This is a genomic window from Aedoeadaptatus acetigenes, assembly GCF_025566985.1.
Classification (GTDB): Bacteria; Bacillota; Clostridia; order Tissierellales; family Peptoniphilaceae; genus Aedoeadaptatus; species Aedoeadaptatus acetigenes.
On the sequence record NZ_JAOQJD010000006.1, the window covers coordinates 92,701 to 117,522 of the forward strand.

Consider the following 24,822-nt stretch of genomic DNA (forward strand, 5'->3'; position numbering starts at 1 on the left):
AAAGAGAGGCTCTCGTGATCTCTAATAAAATTGACACAAACGACGCAGGCATGCGCTTGGATCGCTATTTAAAAAAATTGCTTCCCAATGCCAAGGCGTCGCTGATTTATAAATCCATTCGAAAGAAAAACATTACGGTCAACGGTAAAAAGGCCAAGGAGGAAGATGTCTTGGCCCTCGGAGATACGGTGGAAATTTATTTTTCCGACGAGACGCTGGCGAAGTTTTCCAAGGCGCCGAAGTCCGTGAAGGGAAAGTTTCCCGCCATCGTCTTCGAATCGGAAGATTTCATTATTATGGACAAGCCCGTGGGCGTGTTGAGCCACGGCACGGGCAAGGCCTACGAGCGGAACATGGTGGACGATATGTTGGCCTATTTGATCCACACGAAGAGCTACAATCCCCGGGCGGAAAAGACCTTCGTCCCCTCCATTTGCAATCGACTGGACCGAAACACCAGCGGTTTAATTTTGGGGGCGAAGACGGCGGCGGGCCTTCGTGCGGCCAACGCATGGCTTCGTAACCGGGAAGTGGAGAAGTATTACATGACCATTGTGGAAGGAGAGTTGAAGGAAGAACGGAAGGTGGAAAATCGTCTGACAAAGGACGGAGAGAAAAACCGCGTCGTGGAAGGCGACGACGGGAAGGACGCCGTGGGCATCTACCGGCCCTTGAAGAGCACGGGGGACTACACCCTGGTTGAGGCGGAGCTCATTACCGGGCGCACCCATCAGATTCGCCAGCAGCTGGCATCCATCGGTCATCCCGTCCTCGGGGACAGAAAGTACGGCCGCGCCTCCCGCCGCTTCGGCGAATTGCACCACCAATTGCTTCACGCCTACAAATTGGTCTTTCCCGAAACCGAGGACTTCCCCGAAGTGTCCGGCAAGGTGTTTACCTCCGAGCCCAAGGGAAAATTTCAGCGGATCAGGGAGAGCCTCCATGTATGATTTAGGCTTGGACATCGGCGGCACTACCATGAAGCTCGGGATTTTTCGCGGCGGAAAACTGATTCGCACAGACCGCGCCCCGACGCCGAAGGATCCCGACAAAGTAGTAGATGAAATCGCCCGCATGGTAGCGCCCATTGATTACGAAGCTTTCGGCATCGCCACGGCGGGGACCGTAGACAGGGAGAAGAAGGCCCTTTCCGATTTAGGCGGAAATATTTCGGGTTGGCAGGGCTATCCCCTGGGCGAGGCTCTGGCGGATAAAGACATTCGCCTGGACGTTTTGGAAAACGACATTAACTGTGCCCTCGTGGGAGAGATGGAAAATCGCCGGGACGATCACGTCCTCTACGTGGGCATGGGCACGGGCATCGGCGGCGCTTTTTATGCCGGCGGCGAATTGTATCTAGGGAGCCGGGGATCCGCCATGGAGATCGGACACATCATCGTAGAGAAAGGCGGCGTTCTTTGCACCTGCGGCCAGCGGGGCTGCGCCGAGAGTTATTTCAGCGCAAGGGCTTTTCACGCCCTCATGAAGGCGGCGGGCTACGAACGGGGCGACGATTTTCTGGCATCAGATGAAGCCTCGGCGCAGGCTTTTATCGACGGCGCGGCGGATTACCTCATCGGCCTTGAAAATGTGTTGAACCCTTCGGTCATTTTAATCGGCGGCGGCATGATTACCTACGCCCCGAGCATTGTGGCGCGCCTGAAGGCGGCCATGCTCCGCCGGGGCAACGGCAATGTTCGCGCCCCCTTGGGGCCCGCCCGCTTGGGAAACGACGGCGGCATGGTGGGGGCCATGCTTCTTGCGAAAAAAGAAAGGAGAGGCCATGGAAATCATTTATAAGCCCATGGGAAGCGGCGTGGAATCTTTGGCGGATGAAGTAGATTTCAAGGGCGCCACCTTTATTATGCCTAATCGGAAATGGATCGCGCGGAGCAAAGAAGTTTTATCGCGGAGCGTGGGCTTTTTAGGCGTCAACTTTTTCACCTTCGACGACCTCACGGAGGAGCTGGCCATGGCCCGTCCCCGCAATCTGTGGCGGGCGGCCTATGTTTTTCGAAAGTGCCTGGAAGAAGGAAATGGGGCATTCGCACCGCTCAGGGACATGGAAAAAATTCGCCGCCTCTTTCAGTGGTGCGACGATGTGAAGTATTTGGGCCTCGAGGAAAAGGACCTGCCTTACAGCTGGCGGGGGGATGTGCGTGGTCTCCTTTCCGCCTACGAATCCGCCGTGGAGTCGGCGGACTGCGTGACGGAAGGCGAAGTTTTTAAAGAGGCCATGGCGGCGGAGGTGGATTCCGAGCGTAAGTATATTTTTGTGGGATTCACTCATTACAAGGAACGCCATCGCCTGCTCTTGGAAAAATTAGACGCCGCTGCTCACGTGGTGGTGGTCAGCCCCTTCGGGGAGAAAAAAGAACCGGAAGCTGTGGCCCTGTATCAAACGGTAAACGGGGAGCGGGCATTTCGCCACATAGTGAAAAAAACCGCGGCGGCTCTCGCGGAAAATCCCGGAGCGAAGATCGGCGTGGCCATGAATAAAGAAGAGGACCGGGCGGCGATGAAGGCGCATTTTGCCTTGGCGAACATTCCGGCGGCGGGCTCCGCCTACGTCCTCGGCGAGGACACTCTTCACCAATTGCGCCTCTTGTGGCGGCGGGGAGAAGACGGGCCTTCCGCCTGCGCCTTTTTGCGGGGAGATTTGGCGGAAGTGGAAGATGCCCATGGGTTGGCGGCGGCCATAGAGACCTTGGGCGTGAAGGATCTTTCTGAAATGGACGAAAGCCCCCTGCCCTATTACTTATTTCCCGAGACAAAGGAGCTGTTGATTCGACACAAAGCCCTTTTAAGGACATGGAAGCATGATAACGAAGGCAGTTGGGGCGATTTCGCCCGTCGTACGGAAGAAGCGGCGGAAGCGTTCGGCGAGGGGTTGGCAAAAATGATCGCCGACGCCCTGGCCGAGGCAGAAGGCGATTACGGCAGAATTACCGGCCGCGAGTTTGAATCCATCCTTTGCGGTTTTTTGGAAAAAGAAGCCGCCCCCGGCGTGGATATTTTGTCTTTGGACGAGGCCTACGGCGGCGATTACGACCTTCTCTTCGTGTCCTCACTCGATGGGGGATTTATTCCCGCCAAGAAAGAGGACAGCTTAATGAATCGGGCCATCGCGAAATCCGTCATGGAAGTCGGGCTCTACGTGAATTTTTTTCAGGGCGAAGAGATGACCGATCGGCTGAAGTACTTATTGGCCTCGTCGAAAAAATCCCTGCTCTACAAAGTGGGGGACGGGGAAGAGGCCCGGATATTTACGGAAATAAAAAAGAACTTTCCCGTGGAAGATTTGGATAAAACCGGGGAAGTCTACGAAAAAAATTGGGACCTCATTGCGGAAGAGGGCGTGTTTTCCGAGGAAGCGGCGGAGGTTTTAGCCGATGAACTGAGGAAAAAGGGTCTTTCGCCTTCGACCATCGACGGCTATTTGCGCTGCCCTTTCAGCTACTTTGCCGATCGGGTCTTAAAAAGCGCGCCGGAGGAAGAAGACGGCCGCCCGGCCATGGCCAAGGGAAGCATTTACCACGAGGCGCTGGCGCTTTATTTTTCCGGGAAGCTTTCGAAAGACGACCTGGAAAATTTCGTGGAGGCGGCCTACGATGAAAAATTGGCCCCCCTCAAGCCCGACTACCTGTGGGCTTGGGAGAAGAAGACCATGGCCCGCGCCCTTCTCGCCGCCATTGAAGCGGAGGAAGAGCGCCTGGCCGATGAAAAGAAAAACGGCGCCTTCCATCCCGTGGCCTTTGAGACATCCTTCACCTATCCCTTTGAGGATGTGGAGATTCACGGCATCATCGACCGGGTGGACAGAAATGAAGCCGGCGACGAAATCTTAATCGATTACAAGTCCGGGGGGCTTCCCGCATACGAAAACGTGGCGGCCTACAAAGTGATGCAGCTCGCCCTTTATGCCCTGGCTCGCCGGCACATGGGCAATCGGCCGGCATCGTTGGAGTATGTGTCCGTGGAAAAGGGGAATGTGTCCATTATGGCGCGGGACACGACCCGTGCCGGCAAGTACAGTCGCCTGAGAAACGAAAGAAAGTACGACGGCGAGGCTTTCGACGAGTTTCTAAACGAGGCGGAAGACGCCTTGGGTCACGTTCTCGCCGCCATTAAAAGCGGCGATTTCAACGAGGCGCCTATGGACGAAAATGTGTGTACCTACTGTCCCCACGGGGATCTGTGCAGAAAGGAGGCGGCGGATGTTATTGGATAAAGAACAACAGGAAGCCGTAATGTCCTACGACCGCTCCGTCTTTCTCACCGCCGGCGCCGGCGCGGGGAAGACCAAGGTGCTCACCGAGCGAGTGAAGAAGATTTTGTCTAATACCGACGAAAATGTTTTGGCCATTACCTTCACCAATCGCGCCGCCGAGGAAATGGCCGCCCGCATGGCGGCGAGCCTCACGGAAGAGGAGACGGACCGCTTGGTTGTCAAGACCATCGACGGCTTTTGCCGCTACCTGCTCTCCATTTACGCCGTGGAAGCGGACACCTTCGGCGGCATGGTTCAGCTGGCGGAAGGCGAGGCCGGCGCCCTTTTGGAGAAGAGCTACGAAAAGGTGGCGAAGGGAATTTTTTCCGACGAGGATTTTATTTCCTTTCTCGAAACATCGGGAACCACGGCGAACAATTTTAAAAGCGAGCTCTTAAAAAGCTACGACGCCCTTCGCACCCGCGGCGCCCTTGGGGATTTTCGCCCTCGAAAAGTAACGGGCGTCGACCCCCTGAAGGAGTATGTAGACTTTCTGCCCGCCCTTCGCAGCGCATTGAAGACCAAAGCGTCGAAACTGGCCAAGTATTTGGACGATGAAGATCTCGAGGCATTAAAAAACAGAAGTGAAGAAGAACAGCGGGCCTTTCTTCTGGCCATGCCCGACGGATCCTCGCTGAAAATGGACGAAGACATAAAAGAACAGAACGAAGCATTAAAAAATCGCCTCCTATTACGTGAAGAGGAGAAAAATCACCCTTCTATCGAAGCGATTCGCCGCGCCCTTCACTTGCTGGACGAAGTCTACCGAGAAGAAAAGCGGGCCATGGGCGTCGTGGATTTCAGCGATCTCTTGGAAATGGCCACGGCCCTTTTGGAATCGGGGAAGATTACCTGCGGATACGATCACATTCTCGTCGATGAATTTCAGGACACGAATCCTCTGCAGATTCGCATGCTGCGCGCCTTAAAGGGCGAAGGGAAACTTTTCGTCGTCGGGGACAGAAAGCAATCCATCTACGGCTTTCGCGGCGCCGATGTGGCTGTGGGCGACGATTTTCGCGGCGAGGCCTTAAAAGAGGGCACGGAAGCCATGGCCCTTTTGAACAATTACCGATCCCACAAGGATCTCGTGGCCGCCGTGGGGGATCTCTTTGCGGAAAAAATTCCCGATTACGAGCCCATTACGGGTCACGGTGAAGGGGAATGGGCCCTGAAGGGCGTGGATCTCACCGGCGAGGAATCGGCGGAAGAGGCCATTAAAAAAGAAGCCCTGTGGATCGCGGAAGACATTCAAAAACATCCGTCGGAATCCCGCGCCCTGCTCTTGTGGCGGAAGAAATTTATGGGGATTTACGAATCCGTGTTTCGGGACTACGGCATTTCCTATGTAAACCGCTGTGCCGAGGGCTTTTTCCGCGCCCGTGAAGTGCGGGATTTAATGCTGGCCGTGGAAGCGAAGATCACCGGCGATTTTTCCCCGGCCTTTTTGCGCACGCCCTTTATCGGGACGAATCAGGAAGATGTCTTTCACGTAATGAACGGATCGCCATGTAGAGAAAGTGTTCGCGAGCGTATGGCGCGCATGGAAAAGTTTTTCGACGAGATGGGCCCCGTATCTTCCGCCTATGAATTTCTCCTGGCCCTTGTGGAAGAAAGCGGCTTTCGCGCCTACGCCTACAAGGAAGGCGGAGAGCAGGCCGCGGCCAATGTGGATCAGCTCCTCGCCATGGCAAAGGAATATGACGAGGAGGGCGAGCACTTGGAAGGATTTCTCCACAGCCTCCGCGAAATGGAAGCCACGGAAGAGGTGGGAGCGGCAACATTCAGCGGCGACTGTGCCGTGGAGATCCTCACCATGCACAAGGCCAAAGGTTTGGAATACGATACGGTGTACTTGGGCCATCTCTTCGCCAAGCCCCGCCCCGAAGGCGGCTTGTGGAATTACAGCGAGGAAAGAGGCGTGGGCATAAAAAATCCCGCGGCGCCGGCGATTTACGAAATGAACCGCGCCGCTTCGGCGGAAAAGGCGCGGGAGGAAAATCTGCGCCTCCTCTACGTGGCCATGACTCGGGCCAAGAGCCACGTCTATCTTCTGAAATCGAAAGAAGGGGAGGGGCTCCAGAGCGATTTACCTGAGATCGACTTTGCAGAAGAAATGCCTGCGCCCATGGCCGCATCTGTGCATAAAGAAGAGGCGCCGAAAAAAACAACGGCGCAAGCCATCGCTATGGCGCAGGCGAAGCCCGTGGTTTCCGCGAGTCGCCTCTTAAAGGGGCGGGCCGTTTTCGACGGCGGCAAAGAGGGTTCGAAAAGCGAGAAGGATTACCTGCAGCTGGGGATTTTGTTTCACCACTATGCCCAGCGGGCCCGCAATCCCCATGGGCCGCTTCGGAAAAAACTTTTGGCCCGCGCGAAGGCCTACGGCGTGGCCGATGAACTGGATGTGGCCATTAAAAATTACGATGCCACTTTCGACCGCGGCGAAATCCTCGGCACGGAAGTGCCCTTTCGCGCGGAATTCGACGGCGTGATCCTGGAAGGCTTTTACGATCAATTGCGCAGGATGCCGGAGGGAATCGCCATCGTGGATTACAAGACGGGGGCGCGAGGCGTCCGCACCGGCGCCATGGCCACCTACCGCTTGCAGCTGGGCCTTTACGGGATAGCCTACGAAAAAATTATGGGCACCTTCCCGAAGCTCTATCTTTTTACCACGGCGGATGGTATTTGGACTCGGGTGGAACTCACGGAGCAAGAGAAAAAAGCCATCGACGCCCTGCTTCATCCCGCCGTCGGTTGACACATTCCCACTCAATTGGTAGGATATAAGCAGTAAGTAATAACGACTACTAGAGAGGAGGCCCTATGGAACGAAAATATCGCGTGGAAGGCATGACCTGTTCCGCCTGTTCCGCTGCCGTGGAACGAGAGGTAGGAAAAGTCGACGGCGTAAAAAACGTGGCCGTGAATCTTCTCACCAATTCCATGAAAGTGGAGGGCGAGGAAGGCATCGAATCGGCGGTGCTGGAAGCCGTGGATCGAGCGGGTTATAAAGGCTTTTTAGAAGGCGAGGAAAAAAAGAGCGAAACCATTGAGGCGGATCCTTTTTCCGAAGAATTGGAATTAAAGCGTCGCCGCCTCATCGTCTCGGCGATCTTTTTAATCCCCCTCTTTTATATCTCCATGGGCTCCATGATGGGTGCGCCGGTGCCTTCTATTTTGGAAGGTCGCGAAAACCTACTCACCTTTGCTCTGGTGCAATTTATGTTCACCACGGTGATTCTGTTTTTGAATCGTCACTACTATGTAAACGGCGGAAAATCCATGTGGCGAAGACATCCCAACATGGACGCTTTAATCGCCATGGGCTCCGGCGCGGCCTACATCTACGGGATCTACGTCATCTTCCAATTGGCCTACGGCTTCGGTCACGGGGACATGGCCCGCATCGCCGCCTACGGCCACGAACTCTACTTCGAATCGGCGGCCACCATCGTGGTCTTAATCGACTTGGGGAAATATTTAGAAGCCAAGGCGAAACACAAGACCTCCGGCGCCATTCGCTCCCTTATGGATCTCACACCGGAAGTGGCGACGGTCATAAAAGACGGCGAAGAGAAAGTGATTCCCGTGGAAGCTATTGAAATCGGCGACAGGATTTTGCTGAAGCCCGGGGAAAATGTGCCCGTGGACGGCGTCGTGGTGGAAGGCATTTCCTCCGTGGACGAATCCGCCCTTAGCGGCGAGCCCATTCCCGTGGAAAAAACCGCGGGCAGCGACGTCATGGCCGCTACGACAAACGGTCAGGGCCGCTTGATTATGGAGGCGAAGCGGGTGGGCGAAGACACCACCATCGCAAAAATCATCGCCCTCGTGGACGACGCAAACGCTACGAAGGCGCCGATCTCGAAAATTGCCGACAAAGTGGCAGGGATCTTCGTCCCCATTGTCATCGCCATCGCCTTGGCTACCGGCGGCATTTGGCTGGCTCTCGGAGCGGAACCCGCCTTCGCCTTGAAACTCGCCATCTCCGTACTGGTCATCAGCTGCCCCTGTGCACTGGGTCTCGCGACGCCGGTGGCCATTATGGTAGGCACGGGCAAAGGCGCCAAGGCCGGTGTGCTCTACAAAAGCGCCGAAGGCCTGGAAGTATTGCACCACGTGGAAACGGTGATCTTCGACAAGACCGGTACCATTACGCGGGGCAAGCCCTACGTCACCGACGTGGTGGCCGCCGGCATTTCGGCGGAAGAACTATTCGCTACGGCCTACGCCTTGGAAAAGCCTTCGGAGCATCCCTTGGCGGAAGGCGTGATTCGGGCCTACGAAGAAACATACGGAACGGAAAATAAATTAAGCCTCGAGCATTTCGAAGCCATTCCCGGTAGAGGCTTAAAGGCCACCTTAAACGGCGAGACCTATTACGGCGGCAACGAAGCCTTAATGGACTCCGTCGGCGCGGATCTTTCCGTGATCCGCGCGCAACTGGACGCCCTTCTCGCTGAAGGGAAGACGCCACTGTTTTTCGCGAAAGACGATGAATTTATCGGCCTTATCGCGGCGAAGGATTTGGTGAAGGCCAATTCGAAAACGGCCCTTGAAAAACTCCACGCCGCCGGGAAAAAGCTGGTCATGCTTACCGGCGACAACGAAAAGACAGCGAAAGTTATCGCGAAGGACTTGGCCGTCGACCGCGTCCACGCCGGCGTGCTCCCCGATGAAAAAGAAGCCTATGTGCGTCAATATCAGGAAGCGGGGAAAGTGGCCATGGTCGGCGACGGCATCAACGACGCTCCGGCTCTCGCGAGAAGCGACGTGGGCATCGCCATCGGCGCCGGCACGGACATCGCCATGGAAAGCGCCGACGTAGTCTTAATGCACAGCGATTTAATGGATGTGGTAAGCGCCATGGATCTTTCCAAGGCCACGATCCGAAACATCAAGGAAAATTTATTCTGGGCCTTTTTCTACAATGTGATCTGCATTCCCGTGGCGGCGGGGCTTTTCTACAAGCCCTTCGGCCTCACGCTGAGCCCCATGATCGCGGCACTGGCCATGAGCTTCAGCTCCGTTTTTGTCGTGACCAACGCCCTGAGATTAAATTTCCTTTCATTAGATAAGGCGGAAAGCGAAAATAAAGAGGAATTCTCCGAGGCAATCGACTTTGTGGAAATTCCCTCTGTAAAAACAAAAGCACATGGGTATAATAGAGACAAGGAGGCACAAAAAATGGATAAGAAAATTTTAAAAATCGATGGCATGAGCTGCAATCATTGCGTCGGACGTGTCGACAAAGCGTTAAACGAACTTGACGGCGTGAAGGCGTCGGTAACCTTGGATCCCCAAGAAGCCGTCGTGGAAGGCGAAAAGCTGGACAGCGCCTTATTAAAAAAAGCAGTGGAAGATGCAGGCTATACAGTCACAGCGGTTGAGTAGATGAAAGCGCCCACGGCGCTTTTTTCTGTTAGGAGGAATTGTGGCAGAATTTAGATTTGAAATCGTGGAGCACCTCGGCGTCTTGTCCGAAGCGCCCAACGGTTGGAAAAAAGAATTAAATCGCGTATCCTACAACGGCGCTGATCCGAAATTCGATCTGCGCTCCTGGAACGAGGATCACTCGAAAATGAGCAAGGGCATTACCTTGTCCGTGGACGAATTTGAAGCATTGAGAGAATTGATTAAGTAAGGAAGTGGACCATGGCTAAACTGGGAATTATCGGCGCAGGCCACGTAGGCGAAATCGTCGCCTACACGCGGGCTCTGCGCGGCGGATTTACGCATATAACATTACACGACATTGACGACAAGCGCCTTGACGGCGTGGTCAGTGATTTGGAAGACGCACAGGGATTTTATCCCCACAACACCCGCTTCATCGCCGGCACCATCGAGGATGTGGCGGCAAGCGACATGATCGTCGTCTGCGCCGGGCGCATTCCCGAAGACGGCCAACGGCGAAACGAATACACAGGCAACTACGCCGATGTCAAGGACTACATTCCGAAGGTCATGGCGGCGGGCTTTAAAGGCATTTTTGTCGTGGTCACCAATCCCTGCGACGCCATCGCCTATCGCGTGTGGGAACTTTCCGGCCTGGATTCCACCCGCGTCATCGGAAGCGGCACGGCACTGGATTCGGAACGAAGCCGCACCATTTTGGCACGAGAATTTAACGTGAGCCCGAACAACGTGCACAGCATGATGCTGGGCGAACACGGGGACAGCCAATTTTTGCCCTATTCCCAAGTGACGGTCAACGACATTCCCCTGAAGCGGTATCTTGAAGAACATGACATTACATTGGACCGGGCGGAAATTGAAAAATCCGTGGTCTATCGCGGCCACCGCGCCTTCTTCGGCAAAGGCTCCACCCAATACGGCATCGCCAACACGGTCAACACCATTTTAGACGCCGTGCTCTACGACGAAAAGAAGATCCTGCAAGTCTCCGCCCTTCACAAGAGCGAATACGGCGTCGAAGACGTGTACGTCTCCACGCCTTGCGTCATCGGCAAGAACGGCATCGAAGAAATCGTCGAGCTGGATTTAACCGATGAAGAGCGGAAGAAATACACCGACAGCGCCGAAATGATCCGCAGCTATCTGGTATGAGGGAATTGAAAAACGCCTTTCGCCGCTTTATGGCCAATCGCTACGGCTGGGACGAGCTGAACACCCTTTTGTTCGCGGCGTCCTTTCTTTTGCGCCTGGCGGGGAGCCACTACGGCAATGGTTATTGGTCCCGAGGCGCCCTCGTCCTCCTTTTCATGGTGCTCTTTCGCGCCTACTCCAGAGAGCGGGGCAAGCGCCGAAAAGAAAACGGGGCCTTTTTAAACGCCATTCGCCCGGTGAGGCGTCTTATGAGGCGGCTCAAGGATGTGCGACATTATCGCTACATCCACTGCCCGTCCTGTAATAAAACCGCCCGCCTGCCTCGAGGCGCGGGCAAAGTAAAAGTCACCTGTCCCTACTGCCATTTTGTCTATGAACGCAGAGTCTAGGGGCCAAAGGGCGGGAAATTCGGCGGCTCGTCGCGATTTTTTGCCCGAAACTGTTGATTTTAATGCCCTTATGGTATAATGCTTTAGATATAAATTATGGAGGGATAAGGATGACAGAGATCAAAAAGCAAGAAAAGAATAAAGTTTATTTCGACCTGACGGTTCCCCACGAGGAAATCAAAGAAGCGGAGTCGAAAGTTTATAAACGCAACAAAAATTACTTCAACGTGCCGGGATTCCGCAAGGGCCACGCGCCGAAGAAAATCATCGAACAATTCTACGGTAGCGGTATTTTCTTTGAAGATGCGCTGAACGAAGTGCTTCCCAAGATCTACCAAGACGCCCTGGAAGAATTGGAACTCGAGGTCATCGACCAACCGGAAATCGACATCGACGAAGAAAACTTCGATCGCAGCAAGGATTTAATCGTCGAAGTCAGCGTTGAAATTAAGCCGGAAGTGGTTTTAGGCGACTACAAAGGCCTGGAAATCGAAGCCGTACCCGACGAAGTTTCCGATGAAATGATCGACAACGAAATCGACAAGCAACGCCACTTAAACGCGCGCCACATTAATATCGACGACCGCGCCGCGGAAGACGGCGACAAAGTCAACATCGACTTTGAAGGAAAAGTCGACGGCGTCGCTTTTGAAGGCGGAAGTGCCGAAGACCAAGAACTGGAATTGGGCAGCGGCAGCTTTATCCCGGGCTTTGAAGAAGGCATCGTCGGCCATGAAATCGGCGAAACCTTCGACATCGACGTAAAATTCCCGGAAGACTACTTCAACGAAGACTTAAAGGGCAAAGACGCTGTCTTTACCATTACCTTAAATTCCATCGCCGTGGAAGAATTACCGGAAGTGGACGATGAATTCATTAAAGACATTTCCGAATTCGACACCGTGGACGAATACAAGGCGGATCTGAAGAAGCAAAAGACCGAAGAAGTTGAAGCCAATGCGAAAAACATTCGCATGGACCGCGCATTGGAAGCCGCTGCGGCAAATGCCAAAGTGGACGTGCCGGAAGTCATGGTGAACAACGCCATCGACGAACAAATCCGCAGCATGGACAACAACATGCGCAGCCAAGGCCTGCAACTGGAACAATACCTGCAAATGCTGGGCCAAAGCTTAGATGACTTCAAAGACTCCATGCGTCCCGACGCGGAAAAAGAAGTGTTGAAATCCTTGGTTCTGGAAGCCATCGTTGAAGCGGAAAAATTCGAAATTTCCGACGACGAAGTGGAAGCTTACGCCAGAGAAATGTCCGAACGCTACTTTAAAGGCGACGAAGACAAACAGGAAGAAATGATCAAGACCATGATGGAATCCAACAAGGACCTCATGAAGTCTGACTTAGAACGCAAAAAAGCCGTCGAACTTCTCGTAGACAATGCGAAAGAAGTGGAAGGCTTAAATAAAGACGAAAGCGAAGAAGCATAAGAGGCTGCACGAGCCTCGAAAAGGAGGCATAAGTATGGCACTGGTACCCATGGTCGTGGAACAAACCAATCGCGGCGAAAGAAGCTACGATATTTATTCCCGACTTTTAAAAGACCGGATTATCTTTTTAACCGGCGAAGTAAACGATCAAATGGCGGATTTAATCGTCGCCCAACTTTTGTTTTTGGAATCGGAAGATCCGGACAAGGACATTCAAATCTATATTAACTCCCCCGGCGGTTCCGTGAGCGCGGGCTTTGCCATCTACGACACGATGCAATACATTAAGCCAGACGTCTCCACCATTTGCGTGGGCCTCGCCGCATCCATGGGCGCGTTTCTGCTCCTGGCCGGCGAAAAGGGCAAGCGCTACGCCTTGCCCAATGCGGACATTATGATCCACCAACCCCTGGGCGGCGCCCAAGGCCAGGCATCGGACATTCAAATTCACGCGGAAAAAATCTTAAAGACCCGCAAGCAATTAAACGCCATTATCGCCGAGCGAACCGGTCAAACCCTGAAAAAGGTGGAAAAAGATACGGATCGCGACTTCTTTATGTCGGCGGAAGAGGCGAAAGCTTACGGTATCATCGACGATGTGATCGTCAAACGTAAATAGTTAGGAGCATCATGACAGAAGAAAAAAAAGATCAGCGCTGCTCGTTTTGCGGCAAGTCCAAAGATCAGGTACAAAAACTGGTCCAAGGACCCGACGCCTATATTTGCGACGAATGCATTCACTTGTGCGAAGATATTTTAAGACAGGAAATGGCGCCGAAAGAGGCGGTTGCTTCCGACCATCTGCCCACGCCGGCGGAAATTAAGGCGACCTTAGACGACTACGTCATTCGCCAGGAAAGCGCCAAGCGCGCCCTGGCCGTGGCTGTTTACAATCACTACAAGCGCATTCGCACCCAAGAAGCCGGCGGAGGCGACGACAGTGTTGAAATTCAGAAGAGCAATATTTTAATGGTGGGCCCCACGGGCAGCGGCAAAACCCTTTTGGCGCAAACCATGGCCCGCATCCTGGATGTGCCCTTTGCCATCGCCGATGCCACCTCTCTTACCGAGGCGGGCTACGTCGGCGAAGATGTGGAAAATATTATTCTGAAGCTGATTCAGGCGGCGGATTACGACATCGAAGCGGCGGAGCGGGGCATCATCTATGTGGACGAAATCGACAAGATCGCCCGCAAATCGGAAAATGTCTCCATTACCCGCGACGTGAGCGGCGAAGGGGTGCAACAGGCCCTTTTAAAACTCATCGAAGGCACGGAGGCCAATGTTCCGCCCCAAGGAGGCAGAAAACATCCGAATCAGGAATTTATTCAAGTGGATACGTCCAATATCCTCTTTATCTTAGGCGGTGCCTTCGATTCGTTGGATAAAATCATCGAAGCCCGCTTAGGAAAAGGCGGCATCGGCTTCGGCACGGAAATCAAACGGAGCAAGCACGACGAGGTCAACCTTCTTGAAGAACTGGAAGGGGAAGATCTCTTAAAGTACGGCTTGATCCCGGAATTTATCGGCCGTTTGCCCGTCACCGTCACCTTGGAGGAGCTGGATAAAGACGCGTTGGTTCACATTTTGACCCAACCGAAAAACGCCATCGTGAAACAGTACAAGGCCCTCTTCGCCATGGACGGCGTGGAACTGGAATTCGAAGACGACGCTTTAGACGCCATTGCGGAAAAAGCCATCAAGAAGAAATCCGGCGCCCGCGGCCTGAGAGGCACCATCGAAGAGATCATGATGGACACCATGTTCGAAATTCCTTCCATGGACGACGTGAAACGCGTCGTCGTCACCAAGGCCAGCGTCGAAGGCGACGAGGACCCGATCATGGAAAGAGACGAGCCCTTGAAAAAGATCTCGTCGGATCAATAAGCGAAAGGCTCACCCAGGTGGGCCTTTTTATATAAGGAGAAACTATGGCAATAAAAACGGAAAACGGAACTTTTCCCCTTTTGGCCCTAAGGGATATGGTCATTTTGCCCCACGTCATCACCCATTTTGACGCGGCGAGAAAGCCGTCGGTGGCGGCCATCGAGCGGGCGGACGGATCCGACGGCTATATCTTTGTGGTGACACAGAGAGATCCCGAAGTGGAAGAGCCCGAAGCCGAAGACCTTTACGAGACGGGCACCATTTGTAAAATCAACCAGATCCTGCGCCTGCCCGGCGGCATCGTGCGGGTGCTCGTGAAAGGCGTGGCCCGGGGCGTGATTCAGTCGGTGGATACCTCCGGCAAGTGGATGGAAGCCGACGTGGTGCGCTACGACGACGCCGAGGAGGCTATGGAGCCGGAGCTCGAGGCCCTTTTGCGCCTCACGGAAGACGACTTGGACGAGTACATCGAAAAAAACAACAAGATCTACCCGGGCCTTTTGGATTCGGTGATTAACTACGACTCGCCCCAGGCCTTCGCCGACACCGTGGCGGGCTACGTCAATATGAAGGCGGAAGACGCCCAAAGCATCCTCGATGCCATGGACGTGAAGGAGCGGCTCACCCGCCTGCACAGCATTTTAATGCGGGAGAACGAACTCTTGCGCATTTCCAACGCCATCGACGACAAGGTGAAACATTCCATTAACGAAAATCAAAAGGAATACTTCCTGAAAGAGCAGATGCGCGTCATCCAGAAGGAACTCACCGGGGAAGAAGAAGAGGAAGTGGCGGAATACCGCCGTCGCCTGGAAGAGAAGGCCCTTCCCGAGGAAGTGCGGGAGAAAGCGGAGAAAGAGCTGAAGAAGCTGGAGCGCATGAACGCCGCCTCGCCGGAGTACGCGGGCCAGACCAATTACCTGGACTGGATTTTGGACCTGCCCTGGTGCGACGAAGCGGAAGAGGAACACAGTTTAAAAGAAGCCCGCAAGATTTTAGACGAGGCCCACTACGGCTTAAAGGACATTAAAGAGCGGATATTGGAATTTATCGCCCTGAGGAAGAAATCCCCGGATGCCAAGTCGCCGATCCTTTGCCTCGTCGGCCCGCCGGGCGTGGGCAAAACCAGCATCGCCGCCTCCGTTGCGGAAGCGCTGAACAAGCCCTATGTGCGCATGAGCTTGGGCGGCATGACCGACGAAAACGAAATTCGCGGCCACCGCAGAACCTATGTGGGCGCCATGCCCGGCCGCGTCATCAGTCTGATGAAAGAGGCGAAGAAAAACAACCCCCTCTTCCTTCTCGACGAAATCGACAAAGTGGGCAACGACTATCGGGGCGATCCGGCCTCGGGTCTCTTGGAAGTCCTGGATCCGGCGCAAAACAACAGCTTCACCGATCGGTTTTTGGAAATTCCCTTCGACCTGTCGAAAGTCTTTTTCATCACCACGGCCAACACCACCAAGACCATTCCGGCGCCCCTTTTGGACCGCATGGAAATCATCACCATCGGCGGCTACACCCCCGAGGAGAAAAAGGAAATCGCCAAGCGCCATCTGTGGCCCAAGCATTTAAAAGATGTAGGATACAGCGCCGAGGACATGACCATTTCCGACAATGCCATCGACACCATGATCGAAAACTACACGAAAGAAGCCGGTGTCCGCATGTTGGACAAGGAGCTGGCGAAAATCGTGCGCAAGGTGAATTTGGAATTTTTGGAAACGGGCAAGAAAAAGGCCCACATTACCAATCGCAATCTGAACAAATATCTGGGCGAGAAAAAGGCCCTGGAAAAGGACATCGAAGAGGAAGACCTCATCGGCTACGTCAACGGCCTGGCCTGGACGGCGGTGGGCGGCGTGCTTTTGGGCATCGAAGTGAACATCGTGCCGGGCAAGGGCAAGATTCAACTCACCGGCCAGCTGGGCAATGTCATGAGGGAATCGGCGCAGGCGGCCCTTACCTATATTTGGAGCGTGGAAGAAAAATTAGGCCTTCCTGAAGACTTTAAGGACAAACACGACATCCACATTCACGTCCCCGACGGCGCCACGCCGAAAGACGGCCCCTCGGCGGGCATCGCCATGACCACGGCCCTGTACTCCGCCATGGCGAAAATTCCCGTGAATCGCTTCGTGGCCATGACCGGCGAAGTCACCCTTCGCGGCCGCGTGCTCCCCATCGGCGGGCTCAAGGAGAAGCTTCTCGCCGCGCAACGGGCCGGCGTGAAAACCGTCCTCGTGCCCAAGGCCAATCTCAGGGACTTAAAGGACATGGATTCTCCCTCCATTAAAAAGCTCAACGTCATCGGCGTGGAGCACATGGATGAAGTATTGAAAGAGGCGATGGTACGTGAAGATACGTCAGTGTGAACTTGAAAAAGTCGCCGTAAAAAAAGAGCAGTACCCGGCGGCGGATCTGCCGGAGTTTGCTTTTTGCGGCCGCTCCAATGTGGGTAAGAGCAGCTTCACCAACGCCATGTTGGGAAGAAAAAACCTGGCCCGCACCAGCGGCAAGCCGGGAAAGACCCGCACCATAAATTTCTACCGCATCAACGACGCCCTGCGCCTCGTGGATCTGCCGGGCTACGGCTACGCCGTGGCGTCGAAAAAAGAACAGGACGCCTGGGCCAAGACCATTAATGAATACCTGGAAAGTCGCGACAATTTGGCGGAGCTGATACTCCTCGTGGACATGCGCCACGAGCCCACGGCCAAGGACAAGGAAATGTACGCTTGGATATTGGAAAACGACTTTGCCGGCCTCGTCGTGGCCACAAAGGCCGACAAATTATCGAAAAATCAGCGGCACAAAGCCTTTGCCACCATTAAAAAAGCATTGAACGTGCCCTACGACGACCTCATCGTCCCATACAGCGCCGTCACCAAAGAAAACGTGGACGTGCTGTGGGAGATCCTCGACGACATGGCGGCCTATTACAGAAAAAAAGACTGAAAAAAATCCATTGGGCGCGGGCTCAATGGATTTTCTGTGTATATGGCCAATAAAAAAGGCGCGGCATAAGCCGCGCTCTTTATATGCGATTATTCAGCCTTTTCGAAGTCGTCTTTGCTGGCGCCGCAGAGGGGGCATTCCCAATCAGCGGGGAGATCAGCAAAAGCGGTACCGGGCTTTACACCGTTGTCCGGGTCGCCTTCGGCGGGGTCGTAAATGTAACCACATACTTGGCATTCATATTTGTCCATGTGTTGAACTCCTTTCAATTGTTAACTTGTCAACTGCTTATATTATACCCGGGGAATGGAAAAAGTAACAGAGGAAATGAAAAATTCAAAAAAGAAAAGAAAAGCATAAGGGAAAGCTGAGAAAATCCCCTTCGCCCCGGTTTTTTTCGGAACCTTCTTGGGTAAAAAGAAACCATAGGGGTGAAAGAAATGAGAGAAGTGCGTACCTATGAAGGGGCCGTGGCCAGCGACATGGAGGCTCTGCGCGGATTTATCGCCGAGACCATGGAGGCCATCGCGGCATATATTCCCAATCGGGATCTACAATATAATATTCGCCTGATCATCGACGAGCTCATGGTAAACGGCGCCGATCACGGGAACGCATGGAACCGGGACAAGCAGGTCTTTTTGCGCATCGACATGGAGCCCGATCGGATGCGCATCGCCGTGCGGGACGAAGGGGAAGGCTTTTACTATTCCGCGGAAGATTTTGAGTGCACCACCGACAGCTGCTGCGGCCGAGGCCTTTTCATCGTGGAATCCATTTGTCGCTCTGTGGAATACAAGGGCAATTCCATTCACTGTTTAATGGATTTGGTTTAAAACATGGGTAAGCGCCTTTCGTGAAAGGGAAAAATGCTGTATAATAGATAAGTTGAAGGATTGGGCAACCGATCCTATTTTTATGGCGGCTTTTGCCGAGAAAGGAAGTTTATGGAACAGAGAGATATTCGAAATATAGCCATCATTGCCCACGTCGACCACGGAAAGACCACCTTAGTCGACGTGCTACTCAGGCAATCCGGCGTGTTCCGTGACAATCAAGTGGTAGCGGAGCGGGTTATGGACTCCGGAGACATCGAAAAGGAACGGGGCATTACGATTCTGTCGAAAAACACGGCGATTCAATACGGGGACACGAAGATCAATATTATCGACACGCCGGGCCACGCGGATTTCGGCGGCGAAGTGGAACGGGTGTTGAAAATGGTCTCCGGCGTGGTCTTGTTGGTGGACGCCTTCGAAGGCCCCATGCCCCAAACGAAATTCGTTTTGAAAAAAGCCTTCGAACTTGGCCTGGACGTCATCGTCTGCATTAACAAAGTGGACCGCCCCGGCGCCCGTCCGGAAGAAGTGGAAAACGAAGTGTTGGATCTGTTTATCGAATTGGGCGCCGACGAAGATGTGTTGGATTCGCCCTTTATCTACGCGTCGGCGAAGGAAGGTTGGGCTTCGGAATCCGCCGATGGGACAGGTGAAAACATGAAACCCCTGTTCGAAGCCATTATTAAACACATCGAGCCGCCGATGATGGACGTGGATAAGCCCGCGCAGCTTTTAATCTCCACCATCGACTACAACGAATACGTGGGCCGCATCGGCATCGGCCGAATCGAAAACGGCACCATCAAAAAAGGCGACAGCATGGTGCTTTTAAATGCCGCTGATCCGAACAAACGTGAATCGGTAAAGATTAACAAGATCTACGAATTCGAAGGCCTGGATCGCGTAGAAAAAGACGGCTCTTCCGTCGGCAACATCGTGGCCGTGACGGGGATCGAAGACATTAATATCGGCGACACCATTGCGGATCCGGAAAAGGGCGAAGCCCTGGAATTCGTGAAGATCTCCGAGCCCACCCTGTCCATGACTTTCTCCGTCAACGACTCGCCCTTTGCGGGCAGAGAAGGGGAATTCGTCACCTCTCGGCAACTCAGAACCCGCCTGTACCGTGAACTTGAAACGGACGTGAGCTTAAAGGTGGAAGACACGGACAGCACCGATGCCTTTAAGGTCAGCGGCCGCGGCGAATTGCACCTTTCCGTCTTAATCGAAAACCTGCGCCGGGAAGGCTATGAATTCCAAGTCTCCAAGCCGGAAGTGCTCTACAAAACCGTGGACGGCAAGCGCTATGAGCCCATGGAAAAAGTCACCATCGACGTGAATCAGGAATTCATCGGCTCCATTATCGAAAAGCTGGGCCGCAGAAAAGGCGAGCTCTTAACCATGCAAGAGCCGGTCGGCGGCTATTCCCGCCTCGTCTTCCGCATTCCCGCCCGTGGCCTCATCGGCTATCGTCAGGAATTTATTACGGACACCAAGGGCAACGGCATTATGAACTCCCAGTTCGAGGACTACGCTCCCTACAAGGGCGACATTCCCCGCCGCAAAACCGGCTCTATTATCTCCTTCGACACGGGCACCGCGTCGGCCTACGGCCTGCACAACGCCCAAGACCGCGGGGATCTCTTCGTGGAACCGGGGGAAGAAGTGTACGCCGGCATGGTGGTGGGTTCCTCGCCCAAGGGGCTGGATCTGGAAGTCAGCGTCACCAAGACGAAGAAGCAGACCAATGTGCGGGCCTCGGGCAGCGACGAAGCCCTGCGCCTCTCGCCGATTCGCGATTTGAGTCTGGAAGAAGCCATCGAGTTTATCGAAGAAGACGAACTCATTGAAATTACACCCCAGTCCTTCAGAATCAGAAAGACGATTTTGGATTCCAACAAGCGTTACAAAGCGAACAAAAACAAGTAACAGGAGGGAAATCATGTCCAAGGAAAAAGCGTACGCCGATTTAGAAAAAAAGGGCCTCACGGAACACTTTATTGAAACGGAAGAATCCACCGCCACCGTTGAAATGGCTGCCGCCGTTTTAGGTGTCACACCGGGGGAAATCGCCAAGTCCCTCACCTTCAGAAACGCGGAAAAAGAACCGATTTTAATCGTCATGGCCGGGGACAAGCGGGTGGACAACAAAAAGTTTAAGGCCGCCTTCCAAACCAAGGCGAAAATGCTCTCCGCCGAAGAAGTTGCCGAAGAAATCGGCCACGAAGTCGGCGGCGTCACGCCCTTCGGCGTGAATCCCGGCGTGAAAATCTACCTGGACGAAAGCTTAAAGGCCTACGATGTGGTCTATCCCGCCTGCGGCTCCGAATACGCCGTGGCAAAATTTTCCGTGGACGAATTGATCCACGCCGTGGAAGGGGAAGGCTTCGTCGACGTGTCGAAATAGCTTAGGCTTTCCCGCCTCTTTGCCATGGCTTGGATATTGTCTGCTATACTGGTGAAAAAGGAGGGGAGTCCATGGAAATGACAAGCATGGTTCAGGATGTCGCGGATCGAAAAAAAGAGAAGAAGCGCAGAAAGCGCCGGCGCCGGCGGGTGCGTCGTTTGATTTTTCTCGCCCTTGTCTTGGCTGTGCTCGCCAAGTTCGGCTTTCTCGACGGCTTTATCTACGATCCCCAAGGTCAGTTGCAAGAAGCCATGGGCCGCATCGCGTCTTTGGGCAGCACCATCGTGGATCATCTCCCGGGCATTCGCCTGTGGATCGCAGACAAATTAAATTACATCGCACAGTTTATGTAAGGCTTCGGCTTCGGCCGGAGCTTTTTCCATGTCCGCCGTTTGCTTTTAAGGGGCGCCTGTGGGAAAATAAAATCAGGAGGCATTATGTTTGGATTTAAGAAAAAACCGAAGACCTTATACGGAAAAATCGTCGAAGATCCCCGGGTGGACATCGGCGACGACGGCAGCTACGAATGGGCCGTACTGAATAAAGAAATTACACCGACGCCGGTGAATACCGACGCCTTGGACGTGGGCATCATGGAATACTTCGGCCGGGAGGCCTTTGCTCTGGAACACATCGACCGTTTTTTTGAAAAGAACCGGGCCCTGGAGGCCGTGGGTCATTTCGAGCAGTGGCTCTTTGCCCTGGATCAAATGGAGCGGCCCTTTTTGGGTCTCGCCATTTTGCTTATGCGTGACAGCGAAGTGATCGAGGCGAAGAAATTCGGCATCTACCTGACCCGCTACACGGATCTCTCCCACAAGACCCAGGCGCGGGCCATCGTGGAAAATTTGGGCCGCCACGACGCCTTCAGCTACTACGCCTTGGACGCCCTCTTAAAGAGCGAAGGCGGCAGCTACGCCTTTTACGAATTGGGCTTCACCTTAGAGGGCAGGGCTCACGACATTTACGATCACATGGCCAAGGAGCTCTTGGAGAAAGGGAAAAAATGAAATTAGGAAAAGTACAACAGTTAAAACTCGTGGAAAAGGGAAAATACCTTTGGGCCACCGACGGCGAAAAGGAAGTGCCCATTCACGGCGAGATGCGGGGAAAAGACGGAGAGATGCGGGACGTGTTTTTGTACCGTGAAAACAACGGACAGATCGCCGGCATGTTGGAGGCGCCCTTTATTCAGGTGGGGGAAGTGGCCAAGCTGAAAGTGGTGGCCAAATCGAAAATCGGCTATTTCGTCGGCATTAACGCGCCGAAAGATATCCTCCTGCCCTTCTCCGAAGCCACGGAGCGCATCGCAGAGGGAGAAAAATACCTCTTTACCATGTACGTGGACAAGTCCGAGCGCTTGGCCGTGTCCATGGAAATTAAAGACGCATTGAAATCCAACAGCCCCTACAAAAAAGGGGATCGGGTTACGGGCACGGTCTACCACGTGGGGAAAAGCGGCATTCTCGTCGCCGTAGACGACACCTACGACGGCCGCATCCCCAAGCAAGAGATGAAGGGCATCTACCACGCCGGAGACACGGTAGAGGTGCGGGTGGCCAATGTCCTCGACGACGGCAAGCTCACTTTGTCTTTGCGTGATTTCGCCCATGTGCAAATGCTTCAGGATTCCGACGTGCTTTTGGGCCTTATGGATGAAATGGGGGGAAAACTCCCCGTCGGCGACAAATCGGATCCCGAGGAGATCAAGCGGCTCACGGGTCTCACGAAAAAAGCTTTTAAGCGGGCCGTGGGCAAGCTTTATAAAGAAGGCAAGGCCGTTCCCGGACCCACGGAAACGAGAAGGAAGTAATGGAGGTTTTCGATAAGGTGCGCCTCGCAATTACGGACTACGACTATCGGGGCCGAGGCATGGGCAAAGCCGACGGCGCCGTGGTCTTTTTAGACGGCGGGGAAATCGGCGACGTGGTGGATGTGACCATCGTGAAAAAGAAGAAGCGCTTTTTCGAAGGAGAAATTCTCTCTTACGAGAAAAAATCCCCTTACCGCGTGAAAAATCCCTGTCCCTACACGAACTGCAATGGCTGCGCCTTTTTGTCCCTGGACCGAAAAGAGGAGCTGAATTGGAAGCGGCGGCGGGTGGCCGATGCCTTATCCCGCATCGGCGATGTGGACGTTCACGTGGATCCCGTCGTCGCCCGTGGTGAGAGCACGGGCTATCGCAACCACATGCAGTTTCATGTGAAGGACAGGAAGCTTACCCTCTACGGAAAAGGCGGCGAAGTTATTTCTATCAAGCGCTGCCTGATGCAGACGGAAAGAGCCAACGAAATCCTCGCCGCCATGCAGGGAGAAAAGTGGCTGGATGAGGTGGCCCTCGTGGGCATTCGCACCACCCGCCGCGGCGAGAGCATGGTGATTTTGTCCGGGCCCAAGGACATGAACGACAACCTCCTTCACGGCGCCGTGGCCTTTGCCGTGGAGGCCGGCGTGGATAGTCTGTACTACACGAAAAATACCAATCCCCGCTTTCACTACGGCAGAAAGATGGAACACCTTTACGGGAAGAAAGAAATCACCGAAACCCTGGCCGGCTACGACTACGGCATCTTCGGCGCCAATTTCTTTCAGGTGAATCCCATGGGCGCCGAGGCCATTATTGAAAAAGTGGTGAGCGCCGCGGAGCCGGGCAAAAACATCGTGGAGCTTTACGCCGGCATCGGCACCATCACCCTGCCCTTAAGCGAACAAGCCGAGGCCGTCGTGGCCAACGAATACGCTCAGACCTCCGTGGATTACGCGCGGAAGACGGCGGAAGATAACGGCGTGACGAACGTGCGCTACATCGCCGGGGCGGCGGAGAAGATCATGCCCCGCATCGCCGAAGATGAGAAGGTGGACGTCCTCGTCGTGGATCCACCGCGGGCGGGGCTCGATCCCATGGTCGTCGAAAGCGCCCTTCAAGCGAATCCCGAGGCCATGATCTACGTGAGCTGCAACCCATCCACCTTGGCGCGGGATCTGGCTCTGTTAAAAGAACAATTCCATATCGAATCCATCACCCCCATCGACATGTTCCCCCATACGGCGGCGGTGGAGACGGTAGCTCTGTTGTCCAAACTAAATACAGAACATCATTTAGATATAGAAATAGGGGAAGATGAATTATCTGAAATTGACTTTTCAAAAGACGCAACTTATGGAGAAATTAAAAAGTATGTGTTAGATAAATACGGACTAAAAGTTTCAAGCCTATATATTGCACAAATAAAAAGGAAACATGGTCTAATAGAGAGAGAAAATTATAATTTTAGTAAGAAAGAAAATCAAAGAGTGCCAAATTGCCCAGAAGAAAAAGAAAAAGCAATCGAAGATGCTTTAGAGCATTTTGGAATGATTTAAATAATATCTAAGATTGAAAATTTTAAAATTAAGACTTAAAAACTTTAAGATTAAAAAGATATGTACTTCTTATATAACCTAAGAAGATTAATTGAAAATCAGGGGAACGATGATGGTAAAATAAAAAATTTTAACAACTAAAGAAGAATTAGGCATTATTGCCAAAGAGGTTTTTATGAAGTTAAAAATACTGAAAAAGACTTGTTAGAATTGAAAATTTTAGTTCATTGTGCAGGGTTTCGTGTCATAATAGTGATAGAGGCAAATAGTTATGTAAATATAAAGAGTTCAAGACTTCTACCAAAGTTTAAAACTCAAAAAATAAATAGTTGGTGTGCTGCTTAGAGTAACCATTTTGATAATGTGGATGCGAAACAAAAAGAGATAATCAGACTTCGTAAAAAATTGAAACAGGTTGAAATGGAGAATGATATTTTAAAGCAAGCTGCACTACTGTTAGGCAAAAAATAGACCTCATTATCTCGAACTGAGATAAATATAGCATTAGTGCAATGTGTAGACTACTTGGGGTCACAAGAAGTTTAGTCTATTATCATTTGAACCTTGAATTTACAATCTAAGTGCAACAAAAAATGATCCACCGTTTTCTGGTAAAATTGTGTCGACGAAAACCAATCAACCAGGAGGAACGATGAATCATTATTCTCATTTTACACTAAAAGAGCGTGAG

21 protein-coding genes and 1 pseudogene are annotated in these 24,822 nt (G+C 53.2%); 21 read left to right on the plus strand and 1 reads right to left on the minus strand.

Annotated features, from left to right (window positions below):
- The first annotated feature begins 14 nt into the window (after window positions 1-14).
- The 13 genes from OCV31_RS04715 (at window position 15) to yihA (ending at window position 17,522) form a co-directional block, all read left to right on the plus strand.
- A complete protein-coding gene (locus OCV31_RS04715; RefSeq protein ID WP_148473065.1) occupies window positions 15-950 on the plus strand; it encodes an RluA family pseudouridine synthase in 936 nt (311 codons plus the stop codon).
- On the plus strand, window positions 943-1,800 hold the full coding sequence (locus tag OCV31_RS04720) for an ROK family protein (RefSeq protein ID WP_148473067.1): 858 nt from the start codon (window positions 943-945) through the stop codon (window positions 1,798-1,800). The genes OCV31_RS04715 and OCV31_RS04720 overlap by 8 nt, the downstream gene beginning before the upstream one ends.
- On the plus strand, window positions 1,784-4,231 hold the full coding sequence (locus OCV31_RS04725; RefSeq protein WP_267303807.1) for a PD-(D/E)XK nuclease family protein: 2,448 nt from the start codon (window positions 1,784-1,786) through the stop codon (window positions 4,229-4,231). The genes OCV31_RS04720 and OCV31_RS04725 overlap by 17 nt, the downstream gene beginning before the upstream one ends.
- Entirely contained in the window at window positions 4,218-7,031 is a 2,814-nt protein-coding gene (locus OCV31_RS04730) for a UvrD-helicase domain-containing protein (RefSeq protein WP_267303808.1), read from the plus strand. The genes OCV31_RS04725 and OCV31_RS04730 overlap by 14 nt, the downstream gene beginning before the upstream one ends.
- Window positions 7,032-7,096: 65 nt before the next feature.
- Window positions 7,097-9,667: a heavy metal translocating P-type ATPase gene (locus OCV31_RS04735; protein WP_148473073.1), complete on the plus strand. Its 2,571-nt coding sequence runs from the start codon at window positions 7,097-7,099 to the stop codon at window positions 9,665-9,667.
- Between the two features lie 40 nt (window positions 9,668-9,707).
- Window positions 9,708-9,917, plus strand: coding sequence for a YdbC family protein (locus OCV31_RS04740; RefSeq protein WP_148473075.1), 210 nt, complete (start codon window positions 9,708-9,710; stop codon window positions 9,915-9,917).
- Window positions 9,918-9,928: 11 nt separating this feature from the next.
- Window positions 9,929-10,843 (plus strand): lactate/malate family dehydrogenase, encoded by a 915-nt coding sequence (locus tag OCV31_RS04745; protein WP_148473077.1) that lies wholly within the window; start codon window positions 9,929-9,931, stop codon window positions 10,841-10,843.
- Window positions 10,840-11,232: a hypothetical protein gene (locus OCV31_RS04750; protein WP_267303809.1), complete on the plus strand. Its 393-nt coding sequence runs from the start codon at window positions 10,840-10,842 to the stop codon at window positions 11,230-11,232. The genes OCV31_RS04745 and OCV31_RS04750 overlap by 4 nt, the downstream gene beginning before the upstream one ends.
- A 110-nt stretch (window positions 11,233-11,342) precedes the next feature.
- Window positions 11,343-12,677 (plus strand): trigger factor, encoded by a 1,335-nt coding sequence (gene tig, locus OCV31_RS04755; protein WP_148473081.1) that lies wholly within the window; start codon window positions 11,343-11,345, stop codon window positions 12,675-12,677.
- 34 nt (window positions 12,678-12,711) lie between these two features.
- Complete coding sequence (gene clpP, locus OCV31_RS04760) at window positions 12,712-13,296, plus strand: ATP-dependent Clp endopeptidase proteolytic subunit ClpP (protein WP_108831101.1); 585 nt, start codon at window positions 12,712-12,714, stop codon at window positions 13,294-13,296.
- An 11-nt stretch (window positions 13,297-13,307) separates the two neighbouring features.
- Complete coding sequence (gene clpX / locus OCV31_RS04765) at window positions 13,308-14,564, plus strand: ATP-dependent Clp protease ATP-binding subunit ClpX (RefSeq protein ID WP_148473083.1); 1,257 nt, start codon at window positions 13,308-13,310, stop codon at window positions 14,562-14,564.
- Between the two features lie 44 nt (window positions 14,565-14,608).
- Window positions 14,609-16,939 (plus strand): endopeptidase La, encoded by a 2,331-nt coding sequence (gene lon / locus OCV31_RS04770; protein WP_148473085.1) that lies wholly within the window; start codon window positions 14,609-14,611, stop codon window positions 16,937-16,939.
- Window positions 16,920-17,522, plus strand: a complete 603-nt coding sequence (yihA, locus tag OCV31_RS04775; RefSeq protein WP_148473087.1) for a ribosome biogenesis GTP-binding protein YihA/YsxC — start codon at window positions 16,920-16,922, stop codon at window positions 17,520-17,522. The genes lon and yihA overlap by 20 nt, the downstream gene beginning before the upstream one ends.
- 89 nt (window positions 17,523-17,611) lie before the next feature.
- Here the strand turns inward: yihA and rd are convergent, their stop codons facing one another.
- Window positions 17,612-17,773 (minus strand): rubredoxin, encoded by a 162-nt coding sequence (gene rd, locus OCV31_RS04780; RefSeq protein WP_108831105.1) that lies wholly within the window; start codon window positions 17,771-17,773, stop codon window positions 17,612-17,614.
- A 189-nt stretch (window positions 17,774-17,962) separates the two neighbouring features.
- Between rd and OCV31_RS04785 the strand changes: the two genes are divergently transcribed.
- The 8 genes and pseudogenes from OCV31_RS04785 to OCV31_RS04820 form a co-directional block, all read left to right on the plus strand.
- Window positions 17,963-18,358 carry an ATP-binding protein gene (locus OCV31_RS04785; RefSeq protein WP_108831106.1) on the plus strand — a complete coding sequence of 132 codons (396 nt, stop codon included), beginning with the start codon at window positions 17,963-17,965 and terminating at the stop codon, window positions 18,356-18,358.
- 111 nt (window positions 18,359-18,469) lie between these two features.
- Window positions 18,470-20,290 (plus strand): translational GTPase TypA, encoded by a 1,821-nt coding sequence (gene typA / locus OCV31_RS04790; protein WP_148473089.1) that lies wholly within the window; start codon window positions 18,470-18,472, stop codon window positions 20,288-20,290.
- A 13-nt stretch (window positions 20,291-20,303) separates the two neighbouring features.
- Window positions 20,304-20,768, plus strand: coding sequence for a YbaK/EbsC family protein (locus tag OCV31_RS04795; RefSeq protein WP_148473091.1), 465 nt, complete (start codon window positions 20,304-20,306; stop codon window positions 20,766-20,768).
- Between the two features lie 71 nt (window positions 20,769-20,839).
- A complete protein-coding gene (locus OCV31_RS04800; RefSeq protein ID WP_148473093.1) occupies window positions 20,840-21,121 on the plus strand; it encodes a hypothetical protein in 282 nt (93 codons plus the stop codon).
- 84 nt (window positions 21,122-21,205) lie between these two features.
- The gene (locus OCV31_RS04805) at window positions 21,206-21,778 is read left to right on the plus strand and encodes a hypothetical protein (protein ID WP_148473095.1); all 573 of its coding nucleotides are present in this window, start codon (window positions 21,206-21,208) and stop codon (window positions 21,776-21,778) included.
- Window positions 21,775-22,581 carry a CvfB family protein gene (locus OCV31_RS04810; RefSeq protein ID WP_148473097.1) on the plus strand — a complete coding sequence of 269 codons (807 nt, stop codon included), beginning with the start codon at window positions 21,775-21,777 and terminating at the stop codon, window positions 22,579-22,581. Before OCV31_RS04805 ends, OCV31_RS04810 begins: the two co-directional genes overlap by 4 nt.
- Window positions 22,581-24,131, plus strand: coding sequence for a 23S rRNA (uracil(1939)-C(5))-methyltransferase RlmD (gene rlmD, locus OCV31_RS04815; RefSeq protein ID WP_148473099.1), 1,551 nt, complete (start codon window positions 22,581-22,583; stop codon window positions 24,129-24,131). Before OCV31_RS04810 ends, rlmD begins: the two co-directional genes overlap by 1 nt.
- A 357-nt stretch (window positions 24,132-24,488) precedes the next feature.
- Window positions 24,489-24,700 (plus strand): annotated as a pseudogene (locus tag OCV31_RS04820) (IS3 family transposase); the annotation flags it as partial.
- Window positions 24,701-24,822 lie beyond the last annotated feature (122 nt).

Bases quoted from the DNA above. Each gene is read 5' to 3' on its own strand.
- OCV31_RS04720 (WP_148473067.1), top strand. From the start codon at position 943: ATGTATGATTTAGGCTTGGACATCGGCGGCACTACCATGAAGCTCGGG.
- OCV31_RS04725 (WP_267303807.1), top strand. From the start codon at position 1,784: ATGGAAATCATTTATAAGCCCATGGGAAGCGGCGTGGAATCTTTGGCG.
- OCV31_RS04730 (WP_267303808.1), top strand. From the start codon at position 4,218: ATGTTATTGGATAAAGAACAACAGGAAGCCGTAATGTCCTACGACCGC.
- OCV31_RS04735 (WP_148473073.1), top strand. From the start codon at position 7,097: ATGGAACGAAAATATCGCGTGGAAGGCATGACCTGTTCCGCCTGTTCC.
- OCV31_RS04745 (WP_148473077.1), top strand. From the start codon at position 9,929: ATGGCTAAACTGGGAATTATCGGCGCAGGCCACGTAGGCGAAATCGTC.
- OCV31_RS04750 (WP_267303809.1), top strand. From the start codon at position 10,840: ATGAGGGAATTGAAAAACGCCTTTCGCCGCTTTATGGCCAATCGCTAC.
- tig (WP_148473081.1), top strand. From the start codon at position 11,343: ATGACAGAGATCAAAAAGCAAGAAAAGAATAAAGTTTATTTCGACCTG.
- clpP (WP_108831101.1), top strand. From the start codon at position 12,712: ATGGCACTGGTACCCATGGTCGTGGAACAAACCAATCGCGGCGAAAGA.
- clpX (WP_148473083.1), top strand. From the start codon at position 13,308: ATGACAGAAGAAAAAAAAGATCAGCGCTGCTCGTTTTGCGGCAAGTCC.
- lon (WP_148473085.1), top strand. From the start codon at position 14,609: ATGGCAATAAAAACGGAAAACGGAACTTTTCCCCTTTTGGCCCTAAGG.
- rd (WP_108831105.1), bottom strand. From the start codon at position 17,773: ATGGACAAATATGAATGCCAAGTATGTGGTTACATTTACGACCCCGCC.
- OCV31_RS04785 (WP_108831106.1), top strand. From the start codon at position 17,963: ATGAGAGAAGTGCGTACCTATGAAGGGGCCGTGGCCAGCGACATGGAG.
- typA (WP_148473089.1), top strand. From the start codon at position 18,470: ATGGAACAGAGAGATATTCGAAATATAGCCATCATTGCCCACGTCGAC.
- OCV31_RS04795 (WP_148473091.1), top strand. From the start codon at position 20,304: ATGTCCAAGGAAAAAGCGTACGCCGATTTAGAAAAAAAGGGCCTCACG.
- OCV31_RS04800 (WP_148473093.1), top strand. From the start codon at position 20,840: ATGGAAATGACAAGCATGGTTCAGGATGTCGCGGATCGAAAAAAAGAG.
- OCV31_RS04805 (WP_148473095.1), top strand. From the start codon at position 21,206: ATGTTTGGATTTAAGAAAAAACCGAAGACCTTATACGGAAAAATCGTC.
- OCV31_RS04810 (WP_148473097.1), top strand. From the start codon at position 21,775: ATGAAATTAGGAAAAGTACAACAGTTAAAACTCGTGGAAAAGGGAAAA.
- rlmD (WP_148473099.1), top strand. From the start codon at position 22,581: ATGGAGGTTTTCGATAAGGTGCGCCTCGCAATTACGGACTACGACTAT.